Origin of the sequence: Brachybacterium sp. UMB0905, from assembly GCF_002871795.1 — a bacterium.
Classification (GTDB): Bacteria; Actinomycetota; Actinomycetes; order Actinomycetales; family Dermabacteraceae; genus Brachybacterium.
Window position 1 is genome coordinate 1 of the sequence record NZ_PNHL01000014.1, and the last position, 22,576, is coordinate 22,576.

The window sequence follows — 22,576 nt, forward strand, 5'->3', positions numbered from 1 at the left end:
TGCAGGCAGTGATCGACGACCTCACCGAGGAAGTACCCAAGCAGCTCAAAGAGCTGATCACCCTTGGTTGGACCCTGAAACACCGGGCCGGGGACATGCTGGCCTACTTCGACCACCCCGGCACCAGCAACGGCCCCACGGAGGCGATCAACAGCCGGCTCGAGCACCTCCGCGGCACCGCGCTGGGCTTCCGCAACCTCGCCCACTACGTCATCCGATCGCTGCTGGACACCGGAGGATTCAGAACCGAACTACACCGTCATCTGTGAAGAGCCTGAAAACTTCGGTCGGCACGGTCGGCGATAGCTACGATAACGCGCTGGCCGAGACCGTAAATGGCCTCTACAAGACGGATCTGATCTACTCCAAGCGGATCTGGCGGTCGGTCAGCGAAGTTGAGCTCGCCACGATGGGCTGGGTCCACTGGTGGAACACGTCCCGGCTCCACGAAGCTCTCGGCTACCGAACCCCGCAACCGTCGAAGCGACCTACACTCACCCCACGACGGCCGTGCCCGCGACCGTGTAACCACGGAACGAAACCCAGGACGCTTCATGCTGTTGCGCTCGCGCTCACCGACCTCGAGCCCCTGCTCCAGCGTACAGGCGCAGATGTGCTTCAAATCGCAGGCGCTCCGCGCCGCAGTGCCGCGGCGAGCGAGTCCGCCGATGCGCCGGCAAGGCTCGATCCCCGCAGCCAGGTCCTCGCGCCGCTTCGAGGCGTTCTCCTCGTTGAGGTCGATTTCGTACGCAACCGTCGGGGGAGGCGACCATAGACTGATTATGCTTGAGCGTCACGCAAACTGCTGGCGGAACAGTTCCTTGAACCGCCCCGGAGACGTAACGAGGTCATCGTAGTGCCCCTCTTGGACGAGCCGTCCCTCATGGAGGACATAGATTCTGTCAACTTGCTTCAAGGTCCAAGCCCGATGCGAAACCACACAGGTGATCCTCTCCTTCTTCGACCGAGTCAGTAGCGAGAAGATTTCCTCCTCCGCCTCCGCATCGATCGCCGAAGTGGGCTCATCCAGGATCCAGATCCCAGCGTCGCGTACGACAATGCGGGCGAGCGCGAGCCGCTGCCACTGGCCGCCCGACAGACCGCGCCCACCCCACTGGACGCCGAGCTGGGCATCGAGCCCGCCACTCATCTCCCGGACAAGATCGGCGATCCCCACGAACTCGAGCGCCTCCCATATGCGCGTATCCGGGACATCCTGCTCCGGCGTCCCCAGGAGCACGGAGTCACGAACGGACAGTTGGAACCTTCCGAACTCCTGCGAAAGCGTGCCGATCATCGCGAACCGCTCCGTCTCCGACCTCACCGCCTGATCGACACCGTCGATCAAGACGGAGCCGCTCTGGGCTTGGACTAAACCACAGATAGCCGATACAAGGGTCGTCTTCCCCGCGCCATTAGCTCCGACGATACCGATCATCTCACCCGCCTCGACCTTTACGCTCACGCGATCGAGGGCGGGCTTCGTCGCCCCTGGATAGGTCACCTCGAGATCCCGCACTTCGACAGAACCGATGTCCCGCACTATTCGCTGAGTCTTCGGCTCCCGCTGCTCCTCCGTGAACAGCCGGTAGCCCGCCACCCTCGTGTTAGCTGCCAACACGCGGCCCGCCGCGTTACCCGCATTGCTGGTGGATGCTATCCCGCTGACGATAGCAAGCACGCCGACAGACGCTCCGGCACTCCCGCTGCCAGAAACCGTCAGCATCGCCAAAGCCAGCAGTAGGCAGAGAGCAGTCACGACGCCTGCTGGGAGCTCCACTCCTACGGAACGGAGCCGCAAGCGGCGGAGTACATCCCCCACTGACTCCCATCTGAGCCCGGCATGCTCCGCGACCCGAGTCGACGTGCCAAGCATCGCAAGTTCAACCCCGGTCGCCTCGTACCTAAGTTGGTCGAAGTGGTACTCGGCAATACGCTCATCCTCGCCCACCACACTCCAGACCGGACGCGCGATCTTCGAGACTTTCATGAAAGCCACGATGGAAGGAAACAACGCCAAGACGACGAAAAGCGCCGCGCCCCAGTTGTAGTGCCAGATTGCCAAGCACAGCGACACCGCGGTAATCACAGCTCCGGCAACAGTCATCACGGACTGAGGCATCATCGCGAGAAGAGGGATGGCATTCTTCGCTTCCTGAAGCCTGCGCCCACTCCCCGGGTCCTGTACGTCACCTGCGGTGCGCCATGCGGCCGCCCTCGCAAGCTCACGTTTCGCACCGTATTCTAGGTCGGAATTCAGAATCATCCTCACCGAAGCCCCGACAGAGGAGAGTGCCTGCGCGAGTCCGACAATCCCGGCCGTCGCCGCTAAGTTCCCTATCAAATCTGACCCAGCGCACTCCCGGTTGAGACAATCGACCAGCGAACCGAAAGCGATAGCCTGCATGGCGGGAAGTAGCGCGACAACAACCTCGATTGCCGCACAGCACAACAAGGTTAACGGCGTCACCCGGAGCGACCACGCCATAACCCAAAACGACAGCCCAAACGGTGACACCTCCCGAATATTACGAACGACGCGCCGGAATCGAGCCACGTAGAGCCTCCATCGCTTCCAAGTAGAATCCGCTTGCTGAGAACTTCTTCGCCCAACTAGCGCGTGAACGCATCTCGCCTACTCTCTGCCCCCAGGAGACCGGCCATGTGCGGAAGACGCCGTTCGGCACCTGCTCAGCGTACCAAGCCATCTCAACTCCGTGACGAACGTGGCTGCTACCTCCCCTCACATTATACCTATACCACCCGCCCTCAAGAAAACCCCACCGAGCGCACGTGTTAAGTAGCCGGATGTGCAGATCGTAGTCTTCGCACAAGAATGCCTCTCGCCTCCAACCTCCGATGGAAGTCAATAGTTCGCGGAGAACCATTATCGCTCCTGCGCAAAACGGATTTCCAGAGCCATTAACACGTAAGGGCCTACTATAGTGCCTCTCGAGAACTTCCTCAGGTACTGCCACCTCATATCCCGTCCAGCCAAAATCTACATCATGACGAATCAGGTGCTCGTACTGGCGGTCAAACCTCCCAATCGTCGCCAGGTCATCCGAATCCTGGCGTGCGATATACCGACCCCGAGCATTAGCCTCGGGCTTTCATCGGTGTGGTGTCCGTGGGGTGGGTCGTGATGCGGGAAGGTGCTCCTGACCTGGAAGAATAGGGCTTGTCAAGAGTCCACGTCTTCAAGGTCAAAGGAGCACCTTCACGGTGAAGAGTACCGGGTTGTATCCGCGTGTGCAGGTTGATGTCGCGAGAGTGTCCGCGGTGGGTAGCGCGGGCGGGGTGCTGCTGACCGAGACCGTGCGCGCCACCGGCCTGGATGGGCAGCTTTCCAGAGCGCTGGCGCCATGGCGGCGGCCGCTGGCCAGGCATGACCCCGGGAAGATCCTGCTGGATCTCGCGCTGATGCTCGTGTTGGGTGGTGACTGCCTGGCTGATGTTTCCACGCTGCGGGCAGAGCCCGAGGTGTATGGTCCCGTGGCCTCTGATCCGACGATCTCCCGCCTGCTGAGCGTCCTGGCTGGGGACGTGGATACGGCCGTGCGGGCGATCGGCGCGGCCCGCCGGGCAGCACGGAAGACGGCCTGGGACCTGGCGGGGGAGCACGCCCCGTCCCACGGGGCGTGTGCAGCGGATCCGCTGGTCATCGATCTGGATGCGACGCTGGTGACGGCTCACAGCGACAAAGAGCACGCGGCACCGACGTTCAAGAAGGGCTTCGGGTTCATCCGCTGCTGGCCTTTGCCGACCACGGTCGTGCCGGGGGTGGAGAGATGCTCACCTGCCTGCTGCGGCCCGGCAGTGCCGGCTCCAACACTGCCGCTGACCACGCCACGGTGATCCGCTCGGCCCTGGAGCAGGCCGGAGTCGGTCCCCGACCGGGCAAGAAGGTGCTGATCAGGATCGATGGTGCCGGATCCACGAAGGCCACGCTCCAGGAGCTGACCCGCCGCCGGGTGTCGTACTCGGTGGGATACACCCTGCCGACAAACACTCCGGAGCTCTACCGGGTGATCCCCGAGCACGTGTGGGAGCCCGCCTATGATCCCGATGGCACGCCGTGTGAGGGAGCGGACGTCGCGGAGCTGACCGGCCTGCTGGACCTGACAGGCTGGCCGGAGGGGATGCGGGTGATCGTGCGCCGGGAGCGTCCTCATCCGGGAGTGCAGCTGCGGTTCGATGACGTCGATGGGTATCGGCTGACCGCGTTTGCGACGAACACTACGCGCGGGCAGCTTGCTGATCTCGAGGTCCGGCACCGCCGCCGTGCACGCTGCGAGGACAGGATCCGGATCGCCAAGGACACAGGCCTTGAGAACCTGCCGCTGAGGACTTTCGCGCAAAACCGTATCTGGTGCCAGATCGTGGCACTGGCCAGCGAGATCACGGCCTGGATGGGGCTTTTGGGCCACCCTGATCAGCCAGCCAGGAGGTGGGAGCCCAAACGCCTGCGCCACCGGCTGTTCCAGATCCCGGCGGCATTCGCCCGCCATGCCCGCGCCCGGATCGTGCGCCTGTCACAGCGGACGGCCTGGTCCGGGATTGTCCAGGCCGCCCACGCTCGACTGCGCGCATTGCCCGCCCCCAGCGGATAGACCACCGCGACCCTTGACCGCCCACGACCACAAGGACCCGGCCCCTGGAACCCCGACCACCGCGACGACACGCGGCAAGCCGTCACACCCCCACGCCAGAATCCCCCGATGAACACCGGCAACGACGCCGACCACCCCCGCTCACGAACCCGATGAAACATCGAGGTTAGACCGCTGACGGTAGTCCCAAGCGCCATCGAGCGCGAACGGGATGCTGCGTCGGACAGCGTTCGCTCCGGGGGTCAACTTCACGTCGGCGTCGTGCGCGCGCTGGGTCCTCTCCAGGCGGCCGATGGGCGGACGGGAGTATCGCGGGGCTAAGAGGCCTGCCCTCATATCGGGTCTGATCGCACTGTGGAGTATCTCCCGCCCACTGAAGGAAGTGACGGCGTTCCACTGCGATCGGGCGTCCGTCCGCGAGTTCCGGCCGGAGCCCGCGTTCTGGAAGGACACGGAGGGATCTGCATCATGGATCGCACGACATCTCAGCGGGCGTCGCTGCGCCTGCTCACCACGAACGAGGCCGCCTACGCTCTGGCGCTGTCCCGTCGGACGCTCGAGACGTACCGGCTCCGCGGTACCGGACCCGCCTTCGTGCGCACCGGCAAGTCGCCCCGCGGGGCGGTCCGCTACCGCGAAGCCGACCTCATCGAATGGACTGAGGCTCAGCTCGTGGTGTCGGCGCGGTGACGGCCCACTTTTCGGCATCCGCGCACTCGATGCGTGGCCTGTGGCATCGGTCGCAGTCGACGCCCTGTGACCGCAGGCGAGGGGCGGGATGTCATGTCTGATGTCAGGGAGCGGAAGACCCGTTATCCGGGGATCTACGAGTACGACACCCGCCTGGGAGTGACCCGATACCTATTCCGCATACGGGACAGGGAAGGCAAGTCCATCAAGCGTCGCGGGTTCACGTCTATGGCCCGCGCGCGGGAGGCCCGTTCCGAACTGGAGGCGGAGATTCGATCCGGCAGTTACGCCTCCATGTCCTCTGGGAGGGTGACGGTCGCGTTGTGCTGGGAGCACTATCGAGACTCGAAGTCGACCCGCCTGAAGCCCTCCTCGTTATCTTCGCTGGAGCGATCCTGGGCCTCCTACGTCGAACCGCGATGGGAGGGGTCCAGGTCGCTCAGGTGACGCGACGTGGGATCCAGCGCTGGGTGACCTCTCTGGCGGCGGGTGAGGATGTTCCGATGAGTGAGATGGCGCGCTCCAGGCAGCGGGGCACCCGGTCCGCCACGGTTGTGATCCGTGCGGTCGAGGTCCTTCGAGGGGCTCTCGAGGTGGCCGTCGAGGACCGCCGCATCGCCGCCAACCCGGCGAAAGGTATCGAGCTTCCACGGAAGGGCAGGGGGAAGCGGGGTGCCAATCGGCGCTACCTTTCCCGGGCGGATGTTCGCGCTGCCGCAGGCGTGTGCAGAACCCCTGCCGATCGCTGCTTGTTCCTGGTGCTCGCGCTCGGCGGCCTTCGCTGGGGTGAGGCAGTCGGCCTGCGTGTCGAGGACGTCGACACGGCTCGTGGTCGGCTGCACGTACGCCGGTCCGCGACCTTGGTCGACGGCGTGTGGCACGTGACGGACCCGAAAACGTGGGAGCGGCGTAGCGTCCCGATCCCACGCCATCTCGCAACGGAGCTCGACGCGCTCATCGCTGGCTGATCGGGGGACTCGCTCGCGCTCCCCTCTCCGCGCGATCCTGATGCGTTCCGCACTCTCCCGAGCCATGTTGCTGAAGACGCGCCGGGGAATCCCAGCCGGCTCCAGGCGGCACTCGGACGTGCGGGGATCACGTACCTGTCTCCTCACGATCTTCGGCATACGGCCGCGTCGCTTGCGGTGCAGTCGGGCGCATCAGTCAAGGCAGTCCAGAGGATGCTCGGTCACGAGAGCGCGGCAATGACGCTCGACGTCTACAGCGACCTTTTCGACAGCGATCTGGACGACGTCGCCGCCCGTGCCGACGCCGCGTGGGAGGAGCTGGAGGCGTCACTCGCGGACACGTACACCTGAGCCGTGTGTGTCCACCGCGTGTCCACGGCGTAAACGAAACGACCCCTGATCCGGTGGAACACCAGGTCAGGGGCCATACTCAAAGCGTGATACTCGGTGGAGCTAGGGGGATTCGAACCCCCGACCTTCTCATTGCGAACGAGACGCGCTACCAACTGCGCCATAGCCCCATGTCGCCGGGCGACCTGGCAAGACTAGCACCCGATCAGGGGTGTCGTCGCCTCGCCCGGGCGGTCTTGACGAAGGTCACAGCCTCCTCAGTGCCCGGCTCCCAGCTGCTCACCCTGCCCGCTGGTGCGCAGCTGCTGCAGCTGCTCCATCAGCGCATCGAAGGTCTCCAGGCGCTCCGCGCCGGTGCAGGCCACATAGGCCGGCTGCAGGTAGTCGGGCCGCTCGGCGACCTCCCGTCCGGGCCAGGTACGGATCGACCCGCCGGCCTGGCGCACCAGGTGGAAGCCGGCGGCGACATCCCAGGCGTTGATGTGCCCCAGGCCGGTCGCATCGGCCCAGCCTGCAGCGACATAGGCAAGCTCGAGCGCGGCGCTGCCGTAGTGGCGCACCGCGGAGACGGAGCGCGCGAGTTCCACGGAGGCGGGGCCCGCGAAGTCCGGGGCTTCTCGGCCGATCGACTGGCCGGGGAAGCCGGAGAGGATCATGGCGTCACGCGCCGGGCGGGTGGGCCGCGGCTCGAGCACGCGGCCGTTAAGCATCGCGGGCCCATCGGCCGCGGTAAACACCTGACCCAGGATCGGGGCGTCGATCACCCCGGCCACAAGCTCCTCCCCCACCGTCACGCCGATCGAAATGCAGAACAGCGGCAGACCGGCCGCGAAATTGCTGGTCCCATCGATCGGGTCGACGTAGAAGGAGACCTGCTGGGCGGCGTCACCGGCCTCTGCCGCCGCCTCCCCGGCGGTGTCCTGGGGGGGCCTCGGCAGGGCGCTCCCCGCCTTCCTCGCCGACGATCCGGGCGCTGGGCAGCATGTCCCGCAGCGCGGCGACGATGATGTCCTCCGCAGCCCGGTCATGCTCGGTGGCGATGTCGTGGCTGCTGGTCTTGTATTCGCGGGCGATGTGGTCGCGGTCCAGGGCGCGCAGATACTGGGCGGCCTCATGCGCCGCGGCGGTCGCGATCTCGAGCAGGCGGGTGGGGGCAGGCGCGGTGGTGTTCATCGCGGCCAGGCTATCCCGTGCCCTCACCGTCCGGGGAGGGTGCCTGCGCCTCGGACATCAGCCCAGCAGATGCCGCAGATACGGGGTCATCAGCACCCCGTCGGGGTCTGCCGCCTCCCGCACTGCCCGGAAGTCCTCGAACCGCGGGTACAGCTCCCGCAGCTCCCGTGCCCCCAGCCAGTGCTGCTTGCCCCAGTGGGGGCGGGCAGCGAACGGTGCCAGAGCGCCCTGGACCAGCAGGAGGTACGGCGCAGCCTCTTCCCAGCAGTAGCGGTGGGCGGCGATGTACACGCTCTCGCGCTCGTAGGCGGTGGACAGCCACGCATCATCGGCGGCGACCCGGCGGATCTCCAGCGGGAAGGTGACCCGCACGTTCTCGTCCTCGAAGCGGCGGCGCAGGGCGCCAAAGGCCTCCTCGAAACGGTGCGCGGGGATCGCCCATTCCGATTCGTGGAATCGCACCCGACGGGACGCGGCATACACGCGCGGCGAATCATCCACCACCGTGTCGGTGGAGGCGAAGGCCCGGGAGGCGATCTCAGCGACCGGGCGGCTGAGCGGTGGCAGCAGCGCAGCGCTGCGGCACATCAGCTCGAACACCCCGTTGCCGAGCACCTCGGACTTCATCGTCTCGGCGAGCTTCGACGGGCGCTGCCGCGGTGCCTCCATCCCCCGGCGGCGCATCGTGCGCACCGTTGCCCGCCCGGTGCGGGGGAACCAGAAGAACTCGTGGTGGTCGGCGATCTCGCAGTCCGCCAGGAACGATGCGGCCGTGGCGTCCACCCCCTCGGTGCCCTCCACGAGTTCCAGCCGGTAGGCGGGCACCGCCTGCAGCGTCACCTCGAGGATCACGCCCACCGCGCCGAGGCCCAACCGCGCGGCCTGGAACAGGTCCGGGTCCTGCGTCGGAGACGTGTCCACGATCGACCCGTCGGCCAGGGCCAGCCGCAGCGCCCGCACCATCCCGGCGAAGCCCGTGTAGTAGGCGCCGGTGCCGTGGGTGCCGGTCTGGATGGCCCCGGAGATCGACTGCCGGTCGATATCCCCCATCACCGCGAGCGCGAGACCGTGCGGGGCCAGCAGGTCCCCGATCGCCCACAGGCGCGTGCCACCGCGCAGGGTCACCAGGCCCGTGCTCGGATCGGCGCTGACCAGTCCCTGATAGCCGTCCAGGCTCATGAGCACCCCGTCGGTGCGCACGAGCGGGGAGAAAGAGTGGCCGCCGCCGATCACGCGCAGCGGCACCCCGAGCGCGCGGGCGCGAGCGAGCGCTGCAGTGACCTCGTCCTCGCTGGTGGGGGCGAGGATTTCCTGCGGGGTGAAGCGAGCCGATCCGCTCCAGTTGCGGTGGCTGTGGGTGGTGATGCTCACCGGTACTCCTTCGGGCCGGCGGCGTGATGTCAGAGGAAGAGCTCCCCTTCGCCGCGATACGTGGGGATGGTGCCGAGCAGCTCGTCGCCGTCGACGAGGTGGTAGTGCGTGAAGTGCTCTGCGGGCTCGCCGGCTTTGGCGTGCCGCAGCCACACGGTATCGCCCACCCGCAGGTCTGCGGCTGCCGGTCCCATGACGGGGGTCTGCACCTCCCCGGCGGCCTCCTGCGGGGCGAAGGCGAGTCCGACCGGGTGGGCGATTGTGGGCAGACGGTCCTCCCCCGGCACGCCGGAGGCGATCCAGCCGCCGCCGAGCAGGGTTGCGACCTCGGGGGCGGGGCGCCGTACCACGCTGAGGGCCAGCAGCAGCGCGGGCTGCGGCGTGAAGTCCACGTAGCGGTCGAACAGGCCCGGGCCGATGAGGCCCGATCCGGCGGCGATTTCGGTGACCGCGGCTTCGGCGCGGGTGGATTCGATCGAGCCGGTGCCGCCGCCGTTGATGAATTCGAGGTCCGTCAGCTCCCGCACCGCGGCGACCGCCTCAGCGCGGCGCGCGGCGATATCAGGCCGTGACAGGGCCTTCATGCCGCGCACCGCCATGCCGTAGGGCGTGCGGGCGTTGTCGGTGACCCCGGCGATGTGGCCCTCGTAGGCCATCATTCCCACCAGGAGCAGCTGGGGCCGGGCCACGATCTCGCGGGCCAGCGCAGCGGCCTGCGCGGGTGTGCGCACCGGGGAGCGGAAGGCGCCGAAGCGCACCCCGGGCAGCGGCGCGTAGGACACATCCAGCTCGATGGCCACGCGGATCCGGGAGCCGCCCGGCAGTGGCGCCAGGTCCGCGATCGCCGCGCTGATCAGCTCGAGCTGGGCGACCTCGTCGACCATGAGGGTGATGGCATCCAGCGCAGCGGGGCGGGCGGCGAGCTCGCGCAGGGCGGCGCGCTCCGCCGTCGGGTAGGCGACGACGACGTCATCCATGCCGTGCTCGACGAGCCACAGCGCCTCGGGGAGGCTGTAGGAGAGGATCCCCTGGAACTCGGGGCGGCGCAGCACGCGTTCCAGCAGGCCGCGCACCCGCAGTGACTTGGAGGCCACGCGGATGGGCATGCCCTGTGCGCGGCGCGCGAGGTCCTCGGCGTTGGCGTCGAAGGCATCGAGATCCAGCACTGCCAGAGGCCGCTGGTCTGCGCCCGCCCGGGCGAGCAGACGCTCGATGGTGGCGATGCGGTCGGTCATGGCGGCTTCTTCCGGGCGGTGCTGGTCAAGCGCGACGGCGCTCGAGGATCTCGTCCAGGCGCAGGTCCAGCGCGGCCGGGAGGGACTCGGAGGTGGCTTCGAGCTCCTCGACGTTCTCCGCCTCCAACGGGACGCCGGAGCGGAGCATCGACTGGCGGTGGGCGGCGTGGCGGCTGGCGAGGTCATCGACCTCGCCGCGCAGTGCATAGGTGGGCCGCGGCACGGGGCGCGGAGTCCACTCCCCAGGCCGCTCCACCTGGGCCCGGGCGCGTTCGGCGGTCTGCTCCAGATCAACGCGCTCAGTCGGGGTGTCCGTGGCATCGATGCGAGCCGACGCCCCAGTGGTCCGGGCGGCTGCCTGAGACTCGGCGCGGCGGCGAGCTGTCTCCCGCTCGGCCCGCTCTCGGCGGGCACGCGTGGCAGCGCGCGTAGCAAGGGCCCGACGGCGCAGCTCGGCGCGGCGCAGCCCGATCAGGTAGACCCCCAGCACCGCGAGCCCGGCCAGGGGCGCCCACCACGGGACGGGGCCGAGCACCGCGGCGATGGTCAGACCGATCACGCTGAGCACCAGCACTGCCAGTACGACGCTCAGCAGGCGACGCGAGCGGGCCCGCTCGCCCTCGAGATCCACGCGGATTCCGGGTTCCGCGTCGAAGCGGGGGCGGGCGGTGGGGTCGACGGGACGCAGCATCACGCGGTCCTGGCTCATAGCGGGCCTCATCTCTGCCGGGGAGCGACGGGAGCGCACGGCAGCGGAGAGGTCGCGCGCTTGGGAGGACATCTCGGCCTGCTCCGCGGCGCGGGCACGGCCCATCACCTCACGGCGGCTCGCCGTGCGCGGCAGCGCATAGGCCAGCCACAGCAGCAGGAGGAGGGCGAAGAGCACCGCTCCGAGATTGATCGACTCCACGCGCCCAGAGTAATGACACCGATGTGCTTTCCCTGGTCACAGGCTGGGCGTGTCGGGCGCGATCTCCTTTTCTCGCGGCGAGTCCGTCGGCTTTTCCGCCGCGGCGGCGGCGCGGTGAACGAACTGATTCTGGTGACGCATCTGATTCTTGAGCCGCCGCAGCACGCCGCGACCGTCCAGATCCAGACGGGCATCCTCCGCGGTGAGGGCGAAGACGAGGTGGTCGCGCCAGGCACCGTCGACGTGGATGGCGCTGCGACGTAGACCTTCGGGCCGCAGCTGCAGCTTTTCGACCACGCGCAGGCTCGCAGCGTTCTCCGGGCGGACGGTCACCTCGATGCGGTGCAGTCCCAGCTCGGCGAAGAGATGGTCCATGAGCAGGGCGGCGGCGCGGGGCACCAGGCCCTGTCCGGCGCGCTCGTGGTCGATCCAGTAGCCCAGGGTGGCGCTGCGCAGTGCCCCGTACTGGATGGGGCCGGCGGTGATCTGCCCGGCCAGCTGCCCGTTCACGGTCAGCGCGAGCGGCAGGTGGGTGCCGTCCTTGGCCTGCTGCTCGCCCCAGCGGCGGACGGATCGGAAGTCGGGGATGTGCCCGGGGTGTTCGGGGTCGGTCGCGTCCCACGGCCGCAGCCACTGGGCGTTGCGCGCCCGCAGGCGTTCGTAGGCGCCGCGGTCGCGTCGTCGCAGCGGTCGCAGCACGAGCTCCTCATCGCGCAGGACGAGCGGCCACACATGCACCATCGCGTCATCGTAGACCGGACAGGATCTGCCCCGAGCTCCCTGTGCCGACGCGCGCCCTGTGGCATGGTGCGCTTATGGATACCGACCCCACCGCTCGCACCGACTCCCCGGGCTCCCCCGCCGACCCTGAGCGCGTCGCCGTCAAGCGTGCGCTGCGCACTCAGCTGCGTGCCCGGCGTCGTGAGCTGTACGGCACTACGGAGGGCGCGCGGAGGCGGGAGCGGGAGGGGCAGCAGCTGCTCGAGCATGCCGCCCCGCTGCTCGAGATGATCGCCACGGCCGCAGCGCGCTCCGCGCGGGACGGCAGTGCCCCCGTGCGGGTGTCGGCGTTCCATCCCACCCCGACCGAGGCCGACGTGATGCCGCTTGCGGCCGCCCTGGCGCGCTCGGGTGCCGAAGTGCTGTTCCCCGTCGCCGCGGGTCGCGAGCTGGACTGGGCGGTGTGGGATGGCAGCTCACCGTTCATGGACTCCCCCGGCCGTGGCTTCGGGAAGGAGCCCGAGGGCCCGCGCCGCGGCACAGACGCCCTGTCTCAGGTGAGCCTCATTCTCGCCCCGGCGCTCGCCGTCGATCGCAGCGGGACGCGGCTCGGACATGGCGGCGGATATTACGACCGTGCGCTGCGCCATGCGCCGGAGGAGGTCCGGATCATCGCCGTCATCAACCCTGATGACCTGTTGCCGACGGGGACGCTGCCGCGGGATGCGCACGATGTGCCGGTCCCGGAGGTGCTGACCGCAGCGGGGCTCGAGGCGCTCGGCTGATCTTGCCGAGCGCGCTCCCGCGCACGGCAGGGCCGGGGAGGTCGTAGGATCTGCTCGGCCCGGCCACGGCGGCGGGCTGTGACCCACCCCGGAGGATCCGCGTGCCCACGTACGTTTATGCCTGCAAGAGCTGCGAGCACCGTTTCGAGCAGTACCAGAGCTTCAGCGAGGATTCGCTGACCACGTGCCCCGAGTGCCAGCAGAGCACCCTACGCAAGGTCTTCGACACCGTGGGCATCGTCTTCAAAGGCTCCGGCTTCTACTCCACCGATTCGCAGTCCTCCGCGCCGGGATCGACCGCGGCGAAGAGCCCGAGCAGCGGAGGCTCTGAGGGCTCCGGCTCCGGGGCGTCCGGATCTGACGGTTCGGGGACCCCGTCCTCCACCGGGAGTTCGACGAGCACGAGCAGCTCCGGGAGCTCGACGAGCACCACAGGCGCGAGCGGATCGGCCGCCTGACCTCTCCTCCACAACGGCCCTTTATCCACAATTCGCTTGGGGCCGGGGACGTGCGGGCCGTCGGCGCCTAGCGTCGGGGCCATGCTTTCCCGATTGCGCTCCCAGATTCCGCTGTGGCGACGTGCGCTGCGGCGGCGCCGCCGCACCCTCGCTGCCCTGGCTCTCGCTGTGCTGCTCGCCTCGATCGCCCCCTCCCTGCTGCCGCCATCGACGCACGGCATCACCGTGGCGACCGCTCGTGATGATCTCCCGATCGGCACCGTCCTGGCGCCGGAGGATCTCACGATGGTGCGGGTCGCCGCGCGGCTGGTACCGGTCGGCGCCGTGCAGGAGCCCGCCGATCTGGTCGGCCGAACCGTGACCGTGCCGGTGCCGGCCGGAACCGCGGTGCTCGAACCGATGCTCGAGGACCCTGCCGCCTCTGCCGTGCCTGAGGGATCGGCGCTGGTCGCCGTCCCGGCCCCAGAGGCGCTGACCGCCCATCTGCGACCCGGCACCGCCGTCGCGCTGCAGCTGAGCGATCCCATCACAGGGCAGAGCCGGGAGGTGGAGGGCGTCGTGCTCCAAGCTCCCGCGGCTGCGGCGGACTCACCGCTGCCAGGGAATGCCGCAGGCGGCGGAGCTCCCATGATCGTGCAGGTCAGCCGCGCAGACGTCGGTGAGGTCGCGCACTCATTAACAGCTGGCGGTGTGACGGTGACCGTCATCGGCTAAAGTGCCCCCCGGGCCGCGCCGCGGCCGACCCATCCCCCTCTTCAGTAAGGATGACCCCATGAAGGGCTTCAAGGACTTCGTCATGCAGGGCAACGTCATCGACCTCGCCGTCGGTGTCGTCATCGGTGGCGCGTTCACGGCTCTGATCGGAGCCTTCGTCGACAACCTGATCCAGCCTGTGATCAACGTGTTCGGCGGCACCAACGTGAACGGGCTGTCGTTCAAGATCATTCAGGCCAATGAGGCCACCCGCGTCGATCTGGGCGCGGTGCTCTCGGCCGTGATCGCCTTCCTGATCACCGCTGCGGTGGTCTACTTCGTCTTCGTCCTGCCGATCTCTCAGGCCCGCAAGCTCGACCGTAAGCGTCGCGGCCTGCCGGAGGTCGAGGAGACCCCGGTCTCCGAAGACATCATGCTGCTCACCGAGATCCGCGATGCCCTCACCGGCCGCGGCACCACCCCCGGCACGACCGCGCAGAACCCGCAGAACCCGCCGCAGGTCTGAGCATGACCCCTGGTGCCCCGGCACCGAGCGACCCCGGCGCGGGGCGGGACCGAGAGGTTCCGCCCCGCGCCGTTGTCATGCCCGCCACCCCGGAGGCGGTGCATCATGCGGTCATCACCTGGTTCCAGCAGGCGGGGCGGGATCTGCCGTGGCGCCACCCGGATGCCTCCGCCTGGTCGATTCTCGTCTCCGAGGTGATGCTGCAGCAGACCCCGGTCTCCCGGGTGCTGCCGCGTTGGCAGGAGTGGATGCACCGTTGGCCTGCCCCGGCGGATCTTGCTGCCGCCCCGACCGCGGAGGTGCTGCGAGCCTGGGACCGTCTGGGCTACCCGCGCCGGGCGCTGCGGCTGCAGGAATGCGCCCGCGCGATCGTCCGCGATCACGGTGGTGAGGTGCCGCGCGGCATCGACGCGCTGCGGGCCCTGCCCGGCATCGGCGAGTACACCGCCGCGGCGGTCACCGCCTTCGCCCACCACGGCCGCGCCGTCGTCGCCGACACCAACATTCGACGGGTCCTGGCGCGAGCGGTCACCGGCGCCGCACTGCCGGCCCCGTCGTACACAGCCGCCGAAAGAGAGCTGGCCGCGAGCTGGCTACCGGCGCAGGATGAGATGTCGGTGCGCTGGAACCAGGCGGTGATGGAGCTCGGAGCTCTGGTGTGCACTGCCCGCTCACCGCGCTGCGAAAGCTGTCCGCTCGCCGCGGGCCGCTGCGCCTGGGTCGCGGCCGGCTCCCCCGCGCCCCTCGAGGGCTCACGCCGCACCCAGGCCTTTGAGGGCACGGATCGGCAGCTGCGCGGACAGATCATGGCGCTGCTGCGCAGCGATGAGCACCCCGATGCGACGCGCTTAGCGGCACTGGATCCCGCGGATCCGGAGCGCGTGCGACGCTGCACCGCCTCCCTGGTGGCCGATGGGCTCGCCATCTGGGATCACGAGCACCTGCGGCTGCCCTGAGGCCCGCCGCGCCCTGCGCGCTCTCAGCCGTCGAGGCGCCGCATCATCCGCGTATTGCCCAGGGTGTTGGGCTTGACCCGGGCGAGATCCAGGAACTCGGCGATGCCCTCATCCGGGGAGCGCAGCAGCTGCAGATACAGCTCGGGGCCCAGCTGCTCTCCCATCTCCTCGAAGCCGTGCCGGGAGAAGAAGTCGACCTCGAAGGTCAGGCAGAACACGCGGCTGAGCTCGAGCCCGCGGGCACGCTGCAGCAGCTCCTCGAGCATCCGATGCCCGAGGCCCGTGCCCCGCTGGGACGCATGCACCGCGAGGGTCCGTACCTCGGCGAGGTCCTCCCACATCACGTGCAGGGCGCCGCAGCCCACCACCTCGCCCTCGGGGTCGACGGCCACCAGGAACTCCTGGACGGCTTCGTAGAAGGACACCAGATCCTTGCCCAGCAGGATCCCCTCATGCGCGAGGGGCTCGACGAGGGCGTTGATGCCGCGTACGTCCCGGGGCAGTGCAGGGCGGATCATGATCTCGCGGCGCGCTGTGTCGTCCATCGGAGCGCCGGTCATACCCGCTCCTGATGCGGTTGCGCGTTCACGCTGCTGCTGTCAGATCCGCGCGTACCCGGCTGCTCCGACGCGGCGTCATCCTCCTTTGCCGCCGTCTCGCGACGTTCGGCGCGGCGATCCAGCCACTTGTGCAGGGCCGTCACCAGGCGTTCCACGACCAGCGCGATGATCACCGCCGCGATCAGCGCCACGGTGATGGCCAGCAGGTGATTGTGCTCGAACCAGGAGCCGGCCACCGCGCCGATCACACATGAGTAGACCGCCCACACGAAGGTGGACAGCAGCGAGCGGTGCCAGAACTGGCGGTGCGGATACCGGACCGCCCCGGCCACGAGATTCACCGCCGTGCGGCCGAAAGGGATGTAGCGGGCGGTCATGAGAAACAGCAGGGCGCGGCGCTCCAGTCCTCGCTCGGCGGCCTCTACGGCCCGCCGGCCCTTGCCGTCGCGCAGGAAGCGGAAGCGCCGCCAGCCGATCTTCCGGCCGATGAGGTAACCCAGGTTGTCGCCGGTGAACGCACCGGCCCAGGCGGCGAGGGCCACCAGCCAGATCATCGGCTCCCCGGAGCTGGCCCACAGGGAGGACAGGGTGACGATCGTGGATTCGCTGGGCACCGTGGGGAAGAACCCGTCCAGGGCCGCGAAGAGGTACACGACCAGATGCACCCACCAGGCGTCGGCCACCTGGAGGATCCATTCCTCAAGCACCGAGCTCAGCGATAGCAGCCGGTCCATGTCCTCACCTCCTCGCGCGACGAGTCCGCGCGGACCCGGGCGCCCCATTCTGCGCGGGCAGCGGGGCGGCCCGGGTCAGCAGTCCGGGATCAGCGGGCCCCGGACTCGGCGTCCTCGGCCTCCGGGGCGGTGGGGGCCGCCTCGCCATCGGCGTGGGTGGCGTCCTCCGCGCGGGCCTGGGTCATGGACTGGATATCGATCTCCTCGGAGATCTCGGTCAGCTGGCCGTCCTTGCCGCGGCGGGCGAAGGTGAGCTCGCCCAGCGGCGCCTCCCCCTCGGCGTCCACGACGATCTCATCGCCCACCTGGACCTGGCCGAACAGGATGCGCTCGGAGAGCAGGTCCTCGATGTCCCGCTGGATGGTGCGGCGCAGCGGCCGCGCCCCCAGCACCGGGTCGTAGCCCTTGTCGGCCAGCAGGTTCTGTGCGGCCGGGGTGAGGGTGAGGGACATGTCCTTGTCGTCCAGGCGGTGGGAGAGCTTGGCGATCTCCAGGTCCACGATCTGCACGATCTCGGCGTGGGACAGCTGCGGGAACACCACGATGTCATCCACGCGGTTGAGGAACTCGGGCTTGAAGTGCTGCTTGAGCTCCTCATGCACCTTGGACTTCATCCGCTCGTAGTCGGTGGAGAGGTCCCCACCGGCGGTGAAGCCCATGGACACGCCCTTGGCGATGTCCCGGGTGCCGAGGTTCGTGGTCATGATGATGATGGTGTTCTTGAAGTCCACCAGGCGGCCCTGCGAGTCCGTCAGGCGGCCGTCCTCGAGGATCTGCAGCAGGGAGTTGAAGATGTCCACGTGGGCCTTCTCCACCTCGTCGAACAGCACCACGGAGAATGGCTTGCGGCGCACCTTCTCGGTGAGCTGGCCGCCCTCGTCGTAGCCGACGTAGCCGGGCGGGGAGCCGAACAGACGCGAGGCGGTGTGCTTCTCGCCGAACTCGGACATGTCCAGCTGGATGAGGGCGTCCTCGTCGCCGAACAGGAACTCCGCGAGCGCCTTGGCGAGCTCCGTCTTCCCCACGCCGGTGGGGCCGGCGAAGATGAACGAGCCGCCGGGGCGCTTGGGGTCCTTCAGACCTGCGCGGGTGCGGCGGATCGCCCGGGAGACGGCCTTGATCGCCTCGTCCTGGCCGATGACGCGCTTGTGCAGCTCGTCCTCCATGTGCAGCAGGCGCGAGGACTCCTCCTCGGTGAGCTTCACGATCGGGATGCCGGTGGAGGCGGCGAGGACCTCGGCGATGACCTCTTCGGTCACGGTGGTGACCGCATCGGATTCGCCGTGGCGCCAGGCCTTCTCCTTCTCGTCCCGCTCAGTCTTGAGGGTTTGCTCCTCATCGCGCAGCGAAGCGGCGAGCTCGAAGTTCTGCCCGTCGATCGCCTCTTCCTTCTTCGTACGCGCCTGCTCGATCTTGGCGTCGTACTCCTTGAGCTCCGGCGGCGCGGTGAGGCGACGGATGCGCAGGCGCGCCCCGGCCTCATCGATCAGGTCGATCGCCTTGTCCGGCAGGAAGCGGTCGTTGACGTAGCGGTCGGCGAGGTTCGCAGCGGAGACCAGCGCCCCGTCGGTGATGGTCACCTTGTGGTGCGCCTCGTAGCGGTCCCGCAGGCCCTTGAGGATCTCGATGGTCAGCGCCACGGAGGGCTGCTCCACCTGGATGGGCTGGAAGCGCCGCTCGAGCGCCGCATCCTTCTCGATGTGCTTGCGGTACTCCTCGAGCGTGGTCGCGCCGATGGTCTGCAGCTCACCGCGGGCCAGCATGGGCTTGAGGATGCTGGCGGCGTCGATCGCGCCCTCCGCCGCGCCGGCGCCCACGAGGGTGTGGATCTCATCGATGAACAGGATGATGTCCCCGCGGGTACGGATCTCCTTGAGGACCTTCTTGAGCCGTTCCTCGAAGTCGCCGCGGTAGCGGGAGCCGGCCACGAGGGATCCCAGGTCCAGCGTGTACAGCTGCTTGTCCTTGAGTGTCTCCGGCACGTCCCCGGCCACGATCGACTGGGCCAGGCCCTCGACCACGGCGGACTTGCCCACGCCGGGCTCGCCGATCAGCACCGGGTTGTTCTTGGTGCGGCGGGAGAGCACCTGCATGACCCGCTCGCCCTCCATCTCGCGCCCGATCACCGGGTCGAGCTTGCCGTCGCGGGCGGCCTGCGTGAGGTTGCGGCCGAACTGATCCAGCACGAGCGACCCCGAGGGCTGCCCCTCCGGGGGACCGCCGGCGGTGGCCGGTTCCTTGCCCTGGTAGCCCGAGAGACGCTCGATGACCTCCTGGCGCACGGCCGACGGTTCGGCCTTCAGGCGCGAGAGGACCTTGACCGCGGTGCCCTCGCCCTCACGCAGCAGGCCCAACAGGATGTGCTCGGTGCCGATGTAGTTGTGGCCCAGCTGCAGCGCCTCGCGCAGGGACAGCTCGAGCACCTTCTTGGCGCGCGGGGTGAAGGGGATGTGGCCCGAGGGAGTCTGGTTGCCCTCGCCGATGATGTCGCGGACCTGCTCGCGCACGGCATCGAGGCTCACCCCGAGGGCCTCGAGCGCCTTCGCGCCCACGCCTTCGTTCTCGTGGATCAGGCCCAGCAGGATGTGCTCGGTGCCGATGTAGTTGTGGTTCAGCAGCCTGGCCTCGTCCTGCGCCAGGACGACGACGCGACGGGCCCGGTCGGTGAAGCGTTCGAACATGGTCCTCCCCATCCGTGGTGGTGATGGATCGAGGGTACGCGGCTTTCCCCCGCCAAAGCCCCGGTGTTCGCCGCGGGCGTGACCCGGCGCCCTGCGCGACGCTCCCCTGCCGCCTCTATCTCGCGACACCCGTCCCGGCGCACCGGGGCGGGTGTCGTTTAGCATCGGACCATGGTTGACCGGCGCGGGCGCACCGGGCGGGGAGGAAGGCAATGATGTCGACACCGCATGCTGTGACGGACCGCGCGATCGACGCGATCAAGGAGATGATCGTCAGCGGCGAGCTGGGCCCGGGGGATCGCCTGGTGCCGGAGAAGGAGCTGGCTGAGCGGATCGGGGTGAGCCGCAACTCCCTGCGCGAGGCGGTCAAGGCACTGTCGGTGATCCGGGTGCTGGATGTGCGCCAGGGCGATGGCACCTACGTCACCTCGCTGGCCCCGAGCCTGCTGGTGGAGTCGTTGGCGTTCGTGCTGGATCTGCACCGCGGGTCCGGGGAGGAGCATGTGCTGGAGGTGCGGCGTCTGCTGGAGCCCACCGCGGTGGAGCAGGCCTGCCCGCATCTGGAGGTCGCGGATTTCGAGCAGCTCGAGCAGTTGATGGTGGATCTGAGTGAGCATTCGAGCGTGGAGGAGCTGGTGGAGGCCGATATCGCCTTCCACCAGCTGATCACCTCGCGCTGCCCGAACGCCTACCTGGTCTCGCTGCTGGAGGGCCTGGCTTCGGCGACCGCGCGCGCCCGCGTCTGGCGCGGGCTCACGGAGGGCTCGGCGGTGGAGACCACGCTGGCGGAGCATCGGCGGATCCTGGATGCGCTGCGCGCTGGCCGCGCGGATTTGGCGCGCGTGCATGCGGCGGCGCATATCGGGGCGGTCGAGAGCTGGGTGCTCAAGAACGCTGCGGTGCCCGAGTGATCACGCGGGGCGCGCCCCTCTGAACCCGGGACGCGCCCACCGCATCAGTCCCCCACGCGGCGGTAGATCCGCTCGGCGGTGCCGCGGAGAATCTGCGTCTGCTCGGTGAGCTCAAGCTGCCCGATGAGATCCCGCAGCGCGGTCGTGCCCGCCGCGAGGTCAAAGGGCTGCGGGGCGATCGGCCAGTCACTGCCCCACAGCAGGCGCTCCGGGCCGAAGTGCTCGAGTGCCACGTCGACGGCGCGGCGCAGATCATGCGGGGCCTGCTCGGCGCCGATGCCGCTCGTCGCAAGCCCGGAGAGCTTGGCGACCGTATGCGGCCGGTGGGCGAGATCGCGCAGCTGGCGCTCCCACCGCCCCATCGCCTCACCGTCGCCGAACGGCGGTTTGCCCAGGTGGTCGAGGACGATCACAAGGCCCTCGACGGCGTCTGCCACCTCCGCGGCCTGGACGAGGTGGCGCGGGTAGGCATCGGGCACATCCAGCGGCAGACCCGCCGCGGCGAGCCGGGCTAGGGACTCCCGCACCGCGGGCCGGTCCAGGTACCCGGGATCGGGGTGGTCGTGGATCAGCTGGCGCACCCCCACCACATGGGTAAGGGCCGACGGGTCGGCGAGCAGCTCGGCAAGCTGTGCGGGCCGCTCGAGCGGCAGCCAGGCCACCACGTCGGCCCGCCTGATCGGAGTGTCATCCGCTTCGATGCGCGCCGCCGCGGCCTGCATGGCCTGGGTGTCGGCGAGGGTGTCATCGGCCTGGACGAGCACCGCGCGGGTGACGTCGAGAGCGGTGAGCTGCGGTGCGGCCTCCTCCCAGGTGGCGCTGCGGCGCAGGGCCGCGGGTGCGCCCTCGAGCCAGCCGTAGCCGGGTCCGTCGAGGTTCCACAGGTGCAGATGGGCGTCGGTGGTACCGGTGGCAGGCGGGGCGGCGGGGATGTCTTCACGCATCGATCTGCTCCCACAGCTGCGCGGGAATCGGGCGGCGGGCGCGGGCGATGTTCTGGCGCACCTGCTCGGGAGTGCGCATGCCGAGCACCACGGAGCTGATCGCCGGGTGACGCAGCGGATACTGCACGGCCAGGTCCGGCAGCTCGACGCCATGGGCCCGGGCGAGGTCTGCGAGGGCACGGGCGCGGGCGAGCAGCGGCGCGGAGGCGGCGCTGTACTCGTAGCGGGCGTCGTCACTCACTTCGGCGCGGGCGAGGATCCCGGAGTTGAACACGCTGACGGCAACGACCTGCACGTCGTGCTCGAGGCAGGCGGGCAGCAGCTCGGCGGCGGCGGGCTGTTCGAGCAGGGTGTAGCGGCCGGAGAGCATGATGACGTCGCACAGCCCGGTGCGCACCGCGCGGGTGAGGATGGCCGCGTCCTTCGAGCCGACGCCGACGTGGCTGATCAGCCCCTCTTCCCGCATCGCGGCGAGAGTGGGCAGGGCCTCGGCGAAGGCCTGTTCGGTGGGGCCCTCCTCGGGGTCGTGCAGGTAGAGGATGTCCACGCGCTCGAGTCCCAGGCGCTCGAGGGATTCGGCGTGGCTGCGGCGGATGCCGGTCTCACTCATGTCCCAGGCGCGCACGTGATGGTTCGGCACCGAGAAGTCGTGGGCCATGTCGTCGCCGTCCCCGGGACCGGGCAGCAGCAGACGTCCCACCTTGGTGGACAGCAGGTACTCATCACGCGGGTAGGGCTTGAGGAGCGCCCCGAGTCGCTGTTCGGAGGTACCGATGCCGTAGTGCGGGGCGGTGTCGAACAGCCGGATTCCGCCCTCCCACGCGGTCTCGACGGCGCCACGGGCTTCTGCGTCGGTGGTGACGCGGTAGAGGTTCCCCAGCTGCGCGGCTCCGAAGCCGAGCTGCGGCAGGACGGGCGCCCGGCTCACTGGCCCGCCTCCGGGCCCTGCGGGGCGGGCGGCTGCTCGGGCAGGGACCACACGTGCTCGATGCCATGGTCGTCACCGTCATAGGAGTCAGCGACCTCGAGGAACTGGTTGATGTGCTCCTGCCAGCGCTGATTGGCGGGATCCGCGGCGAGGGCGCGGCGCATGGCGGTGTAGTCCTCGACCTCCACCAGGTGGAACAGGTCGCGGCCGTCGCGCCAGATCCGCCAGGACTGCACGCCGGCGCGGCGCATCGCTGGGTCGAGGTCGGCGGGGATCTGCTGGTGCTCGCGCACGTAGTCGGCTTCGTGGCCGGCGGCGATGCGGGTGTGCAGGGCGATGGTCTCCATCGGGGGTCTCCTCGTGCGTCGC

General features: G+C 69.0%; 22 protein-coding genes, 1 tRNA gene and 4 pseudogenes. 12 read left to right on the top strand and 15 right to left on the bottom strand.

The features are described from left to right. Both CJ197_RS12270 and CJ197_RS12275 read left to right on the top strand, forming a co-directional pair. On the top strand, nt 1–269 hold a 269-nt coding region (locus tag CJ197_RS12270; protein WP_146007774.1), incomplete at its 5' end, for a transposase. A 2-nt stretch (nt 270–271) separates the two neighbouring features. Further along, nucleotides 272–472, top strand: a pseudogene (locus CJ197_RS12275) (integrase core domain-containing protein); the annotation flags it as partial. A 321-nt stretch (nt 473–793) separates the two neighbouring features. Here the strand turns inward: CJ197_RS12275 and CJ197_RS12285 are convergent. Beyond that, the gene (locus CJ197_RS12285; RefSeq protein WP_146007775.1) at nt 794–2,518 is read right to left on the bottom strand and encodes an ABC transporter ATP-binding protein; all 1,725 of its coding nucleotides are present in this window, start codon (nt 2,516–2,518) and stop codon (nt 794–796) included. A gap of 707 nt (nt 2,519–3,225) precedes the next feature. Between CJ197_RS12285 and CJ197_RS12290 the strand changes: the two are divergent. From CJ197_RS12290 to CJ197_RS15770, 4 genes and pseudogenes are all read left to right on the top strand, one after another. Beyond that, nucleotides 3,226–4,613 (top strand): annotated as a pseudogene (locus CJ197_RS12290) (IS1380 family transposase). Nucleotides 4,614–5,081: 468 nt separating this feature from the next. Next, nucleotides 5,082–5,303, top strand: a complete 222-nt coding sequence (locus tag CJ197_RS12295; protein WP_102237040.1) for an AlpA family transcriptional regulator — start codon at nt 5,082–5,084, stop codon at nt 5,301–5,303. Nucleotides 5,304–5,806: 503 nt separating this feature from the next. After that, a complete protein-coding gene (locus tag CJ197_RS12305; protein ID WP_158239492.1) occupies nt 5,807–6,271 on the top strand; it encodes a tyrosine-type recombinase/integrase in 465 nt (154 codons plus the stop codon). Nucleotides 6,272–6,382: 111 nt separating this feature from the next. After that, nucleotides 6,383–6,622: pseudogene (locus tag CJ197_RS15770) on the top strand (tyrosine-type recombinase/integrase); the annotation flags it as partial. 97 nt (nt 6,623–6,719) lie between these two features. On the opposite strand, the gene CJ197_RS12315 reads toward CJ197_RS15770, so the two are convergent. From CJ197_RS12315 to CJ197_RS12340, 7 genes are all read right to left on the bottom strand, one after another. After that, a tRNA-Ala gene (locus CJ197_RS12315) sits at nt 6,720–6,792 on the bottom strand. A gap of 87 nt (nt 6,793–6,879) precedes the next feature. Continuing rightward, nucleotides 6,880–7,560: an inositol monophosphatase gene (locus tag CJ197_RS12320; RefSeq protein WP_233190933.1), complete on the bottom strand. Its 681-nt coding sequence runs from the start codon at nt 7,558–7,560 to the stop codon at nt 6,880–6,882. After that, complete coding sequence (locus CJ197_RS15630; RefSeq protein WP_233190926.1) at nt 7,508–7,795, bottom strand: inositol monophosphatase family protein; 288 nt, start codon at nt 7,793–7,795, stop codon at nt 7,508–7,510. Before CJ197_RS15630 ends, CJ197_RS12320 begins: the two co-directional genes overlap by 53 nt. Nucleotides 7,796–7,852: 57 nt before the next feature. Further along, complete coding sequence (locus CJ197_RS12325) at nt 7,853–9,166, bottom strand: D-arabinono-1,4-lactone oxidase (protein ID WP_102237044.1); 1,314 nt, start codon at nt 9,164–9,166, stop codon at nt 7,853–7,855. A gap of 29 nt (nt 9,167–9,195) precedes the next feature. Then, nucleotides 9,196–10,401 (bottom strand): alanine racemase, encoded by a 1,206-nt coding sequence (locus CJ197_RS12330; RefSeq protein ID WP_102237045.1) that lies wholly within the window; start codon nt 10,399–10,401, stop codon nt 9,196–9,198. Nucleotides 10,402–10,426: 25 nt separating this feature from the next. Then, nucleotides 10,427–11,311, bottom strand: a complete 885-nt coding sequence (locus CJ197_RS12335) for a hypothetical protein (RefSeq protein WP_102237046.1) — start codon at nt 11,309–11,311, stop codon at nt 10,427–10,429. A gap of 36 nt (nt 11,312–11,347) precedes the next feature. Continuing rightward, complete coding sequence (locus CJ197_RS12340; protein ID WP_102237047.1) at nt 11,348–12,052, bottom strand: GNAT family N-acetyltransferase; 705 nt, start codon at nt 12,050–12,052, stop codon at nt 11,348–11,350. Nucleotides 12,053–12,126: 74 nt separating this feature from the next. Between CJ197_RS12340 and CJ197_RS12345 the strand changes: the two genes are divergently transcribed. Continuing rightward, nucleotides 12,127–12,816 (top strand): 5-formyltetrahydrofolate cyclo-ligase, encoded by a 690-nt coding sequence (locus CJ197_RS12345; protein WP_102237048.1) that lies wholly within the window; start codon nt 12,127–12,129, stop codon nt 12,814–12,816. A gap of 101 nt (nt 12,817–12,917) precedes the next feature. Beyond that, a pseudogene (locus CJ197_RS15920) lies at nt 12,918–13,061 on the top strand (FmdB family zinc ribbon protein); the annotation flags it as partial. Nucleotides 13,062–13,075: 14 nt separating this feature from the next. Here the strand turns inward: CJ197_RS15920 and CJ197_RS15925 are convergent. Then, nucleotides 13,076–13,249 (bottom strand): hypothetical protein, encoded by a 174-nt coding sequence (locus tag CJ197_RS15925; protein WP_369801547.1) that lies wholly within the window; start codon nt 13,247–13,249, stop codon nt 13,076–13,078. Nucleotides 13,250–13,355: 106 nt separating this feature from the next. On the opposite strand from CJ197_RS15925, the gene CJ197_RS12355 reads away from it, so the two are divergent. The 3 genes from CJ197_RS12355 (at nt 13,356) to CJ197_RS12365 (ending at nt 15,449) form a co-directional block, all read left to right on the top strand. Then, nucleotides 13,356–13,988: an SAF domain-containing protein gene (locus CJ197_RS12355; RefSeq protein ID WP_102237050.1), complete on the top strand. Its 633-nt coding sequence runs from the start codon at nt 13,356–13,358 to the stop codon at nt 13,986–13,988. A gap of 58 nt (nt 13,989–14,046) precedes the next feature. Continuing rightward, nucleotides 14,047–14,493, top strand: coding sequence for a large conductance mechanosensitive channel protein MscL (gene mscL, locus CJ197_RS12360; protein ID WP_102237051.1), 447 nt, complete (start codon nt 14,047–14,049; stop codon nt 14,491–14,493). Between the two features lie 77 nt (nt 14,494–14,570). After that, nucleotides 14,571–15,449, top strand: a complete 879-nt coding sequence (locus CJ197_RS12365; protein WP_199173930.1) for an A/G-specific adenine glycosylase — start codon at nt 14,571–14,573, stop codon at nt 15,447–15,449. A 23-nt stretch (nt 15,450–15,472) separates the two neighbouring features. On the opposite strand, the gene CJ197_RS12370 is transcribed toward CJ197_RS12365, so the two are convergent. The 3 genes from CJ197_RS12370 to CJ197_RS12380 form a co-directional block, all read right to left on the bottom strand. Beyond that, nucleotides 15,473–16,009, bottom strand: coding sequence for an amino-acid N-acetyltransferase (locus CJ197_RS12370; RefSeq protein WP_199173929.1), 537 nt, complete (start codon nt 16,007–16,009; stop codon nt 15,473–15,475). Continuing rightward, on the bottom strand, nt 16,006–16,743 hold the full coding sequence (locus tag CJ197_RS12375) for a DedA family protein (RefSeq protein WP_102237052.1): 738 nt from the start codon (nt 16,741–16,743) through the stop codon (nt 16,006–16,008). The genes CJ197_RS12370 and CJ197_RS12375 overlap by 4 nt, the downstream gene beginning before the upstream one ends. Before the next feature lie 89 nt (nt 16,744–16,832). Continuing rightward, on the bottom strand, nt 16,833–19,424 hold the full coding sequence (locus CJ197_RS12380) for an ATP-dependent Clp protease ATP-binding subunit (RefSeq protein ID WP_102237053.1): 2,592 nt from the start codon (nt 19,422–19,424) through the stop codon (nt 16,833–16,835). 215 nt (nt 19,425–19,639) lie between these two features. Here CJ197_RS12380 and CJ197_RS12385 point away from each other — a divergent pair, with 215 nt between their 5' ends. After that, the gene (locus CJ197_RS12385; RefSeq protein WP_102237102.1) at nt 19,640–20,335 is read left to right on the top strand and encodes a FadR/GntR family transcriptional regulator; all 696 of its coding nucleotides are present in this window, start codon (nt 19,640–19,642) and stop codon (nt 20,333–20,335) included. Between the two features lie 44 nt (nt 20,336–20,379). Here CJ197_RS12385 and CJ197_RS12390 read toward each other — a convergent pair whose 3' ends face one another. The 3 genes from CJ197_RS12390 to CJ197_RS12400 are packed head-to-tail and all read right to left on the bottom strand — an operon-like array spanning nt 20,380 to nt 22,554. Next, nucleotides 20,380–21,279, bottom strand: a complete 900-nt coding sequence (locus CJ197_RS12390; protein WP_102237054.1) for an amidohydrolase — start codon at nt 21,277–21,279, stop codon at nt 20,380–20,382. Beyond that, complete coding sequence (locus tag CJ197_RS12395) at nt 21,272–22,207, bottom strand: aldo/keto reductase (RefSeq protein ID WP_102237055.1); 936 nt, start codon at nt 22,205–22,207, stop codon at nt 21,272–21,274. Before CJ197_RS12395 ends, CJ197_RS12390 begins: the two co-directional genes overlap by 8 nt. Further along, the gene (locus CJ197_RS12400) at nt 22,204–22,554 is read right to left on the bottom strand and encodes an L-rhamnose mutarotase (protein WP_102237056.1); all 351 of its coding nucleotides are present in this window, start codon (nt 22,552–22,554) and stop codon (nt 22,204–22,206) included. Before CJ197_RS12400 ends, CJ197_RS12395 begins: the two co-directional genes overlap by 4 nt. Nucleotides 22,555–22,576: the final 22 nt, after the last annotated feature.

Coding starts and splice junctions, on each gene's coding strand:
- CJ197_RS12295 (WP_102237040.1), top strand. CDS start 5,082: ATGGATCGCACGACATCTCAGCGGGCGTCGCTGCGCCTGCTCACCACG.
- CJ197_RS12305 (WP_158239492.1), top strand. CDS start 5,807: ATGAGTGAGATGGCGCGCTCCAGGCAGCGGGGCACCCGGTCCGCCACG.
- CJ197_RS15630 (WP_233190926.1), bottom strand. CDS start 7,795: ATGAACACCACCGCGCCTGCCCCCACCCGCCTGCTCGAGATCGCGACC.
- CJ197_RS12330 (WP_102237045.1), bottom strand. CDS start 10,401: ATGACCGACCGCATCGCCACCATCGAGCGTCTGCTCGCCCGGGCGGGC.
- CJ197_RS12340 (WP_102237047.1), bottom strand. CDS start 12,052: ATGGTGCATGTGTGGCCGCTCGTCCTGCGCGATGAGGAGCTCGTGCTG.
- CJ197_RS12345 (WP_102237048.1), top strand. CDS start 12,127: ATGGATACCGACCCCACCGCTCGCACCGACTCCCCGGGCTCCCCCGCC.
- CJ197_RS12355 (WP_102237050.1), top strand. CDS start 13,356: ATGCTTTCCCGATTGCGCTCCCAGATTCCGCTGTGGCGACGTGCGCTG.
- mscL (WP_102237051.1), top strand. CDS start 14,047: ATGAAGGGCTTCAAGGACTTCGTCATGCAGGGCAACGTCATCGACCTC.
- CJ197_RS12365 (WP_199173930.1), top strand. CDS start 14,571: ATGCCCGCCACCCCGGAGGCGGTGCATCATGCGGTCATCACCTGGTTC.
- CJ197_RS12370 (WP_199173929.1), bottom strand. CDS start 16,009: ATGACCGGCGCTCCGATGGACGACACAGCGCGCCGCGAGATCATGATC.
- CJ197_RS12375 (WP_102237052.1), bottom strand. CDS start 16,743: ATGGACCGGCTGCTATCGCTGAGCTCGGTGCTTGAGGAATGGATCCTC.
- CJ197_RS12380 (WP_102237053.1), bottom strand. CDS start 19,424: ATGTTCGAACGCTTCACCGACCGGGCCCGTCGCGTCGTCGTCCTGGCG.
- CJ197_RS12385 (WP_102237102.1), top strand. CDS start 19,640: ATGTCGACACCGCATGCTGTGACGGACCGCGCGATCGACGCGATCAAG.
- CJ197_RS12390 (WP_102237054.1), bottom strand. CDS start 21,279: ATGCGTGAAGACATCCCCGCCGCCCCGCCTGCCACCGGTACCACCGAC.
- CJ197_RS12400 (WP_102237056.1), bottom strand. CDS start 22,554: ATGGAGACCATCGCCCTGCACACCCGCATCGCCGCCGGCCACGAAGCC.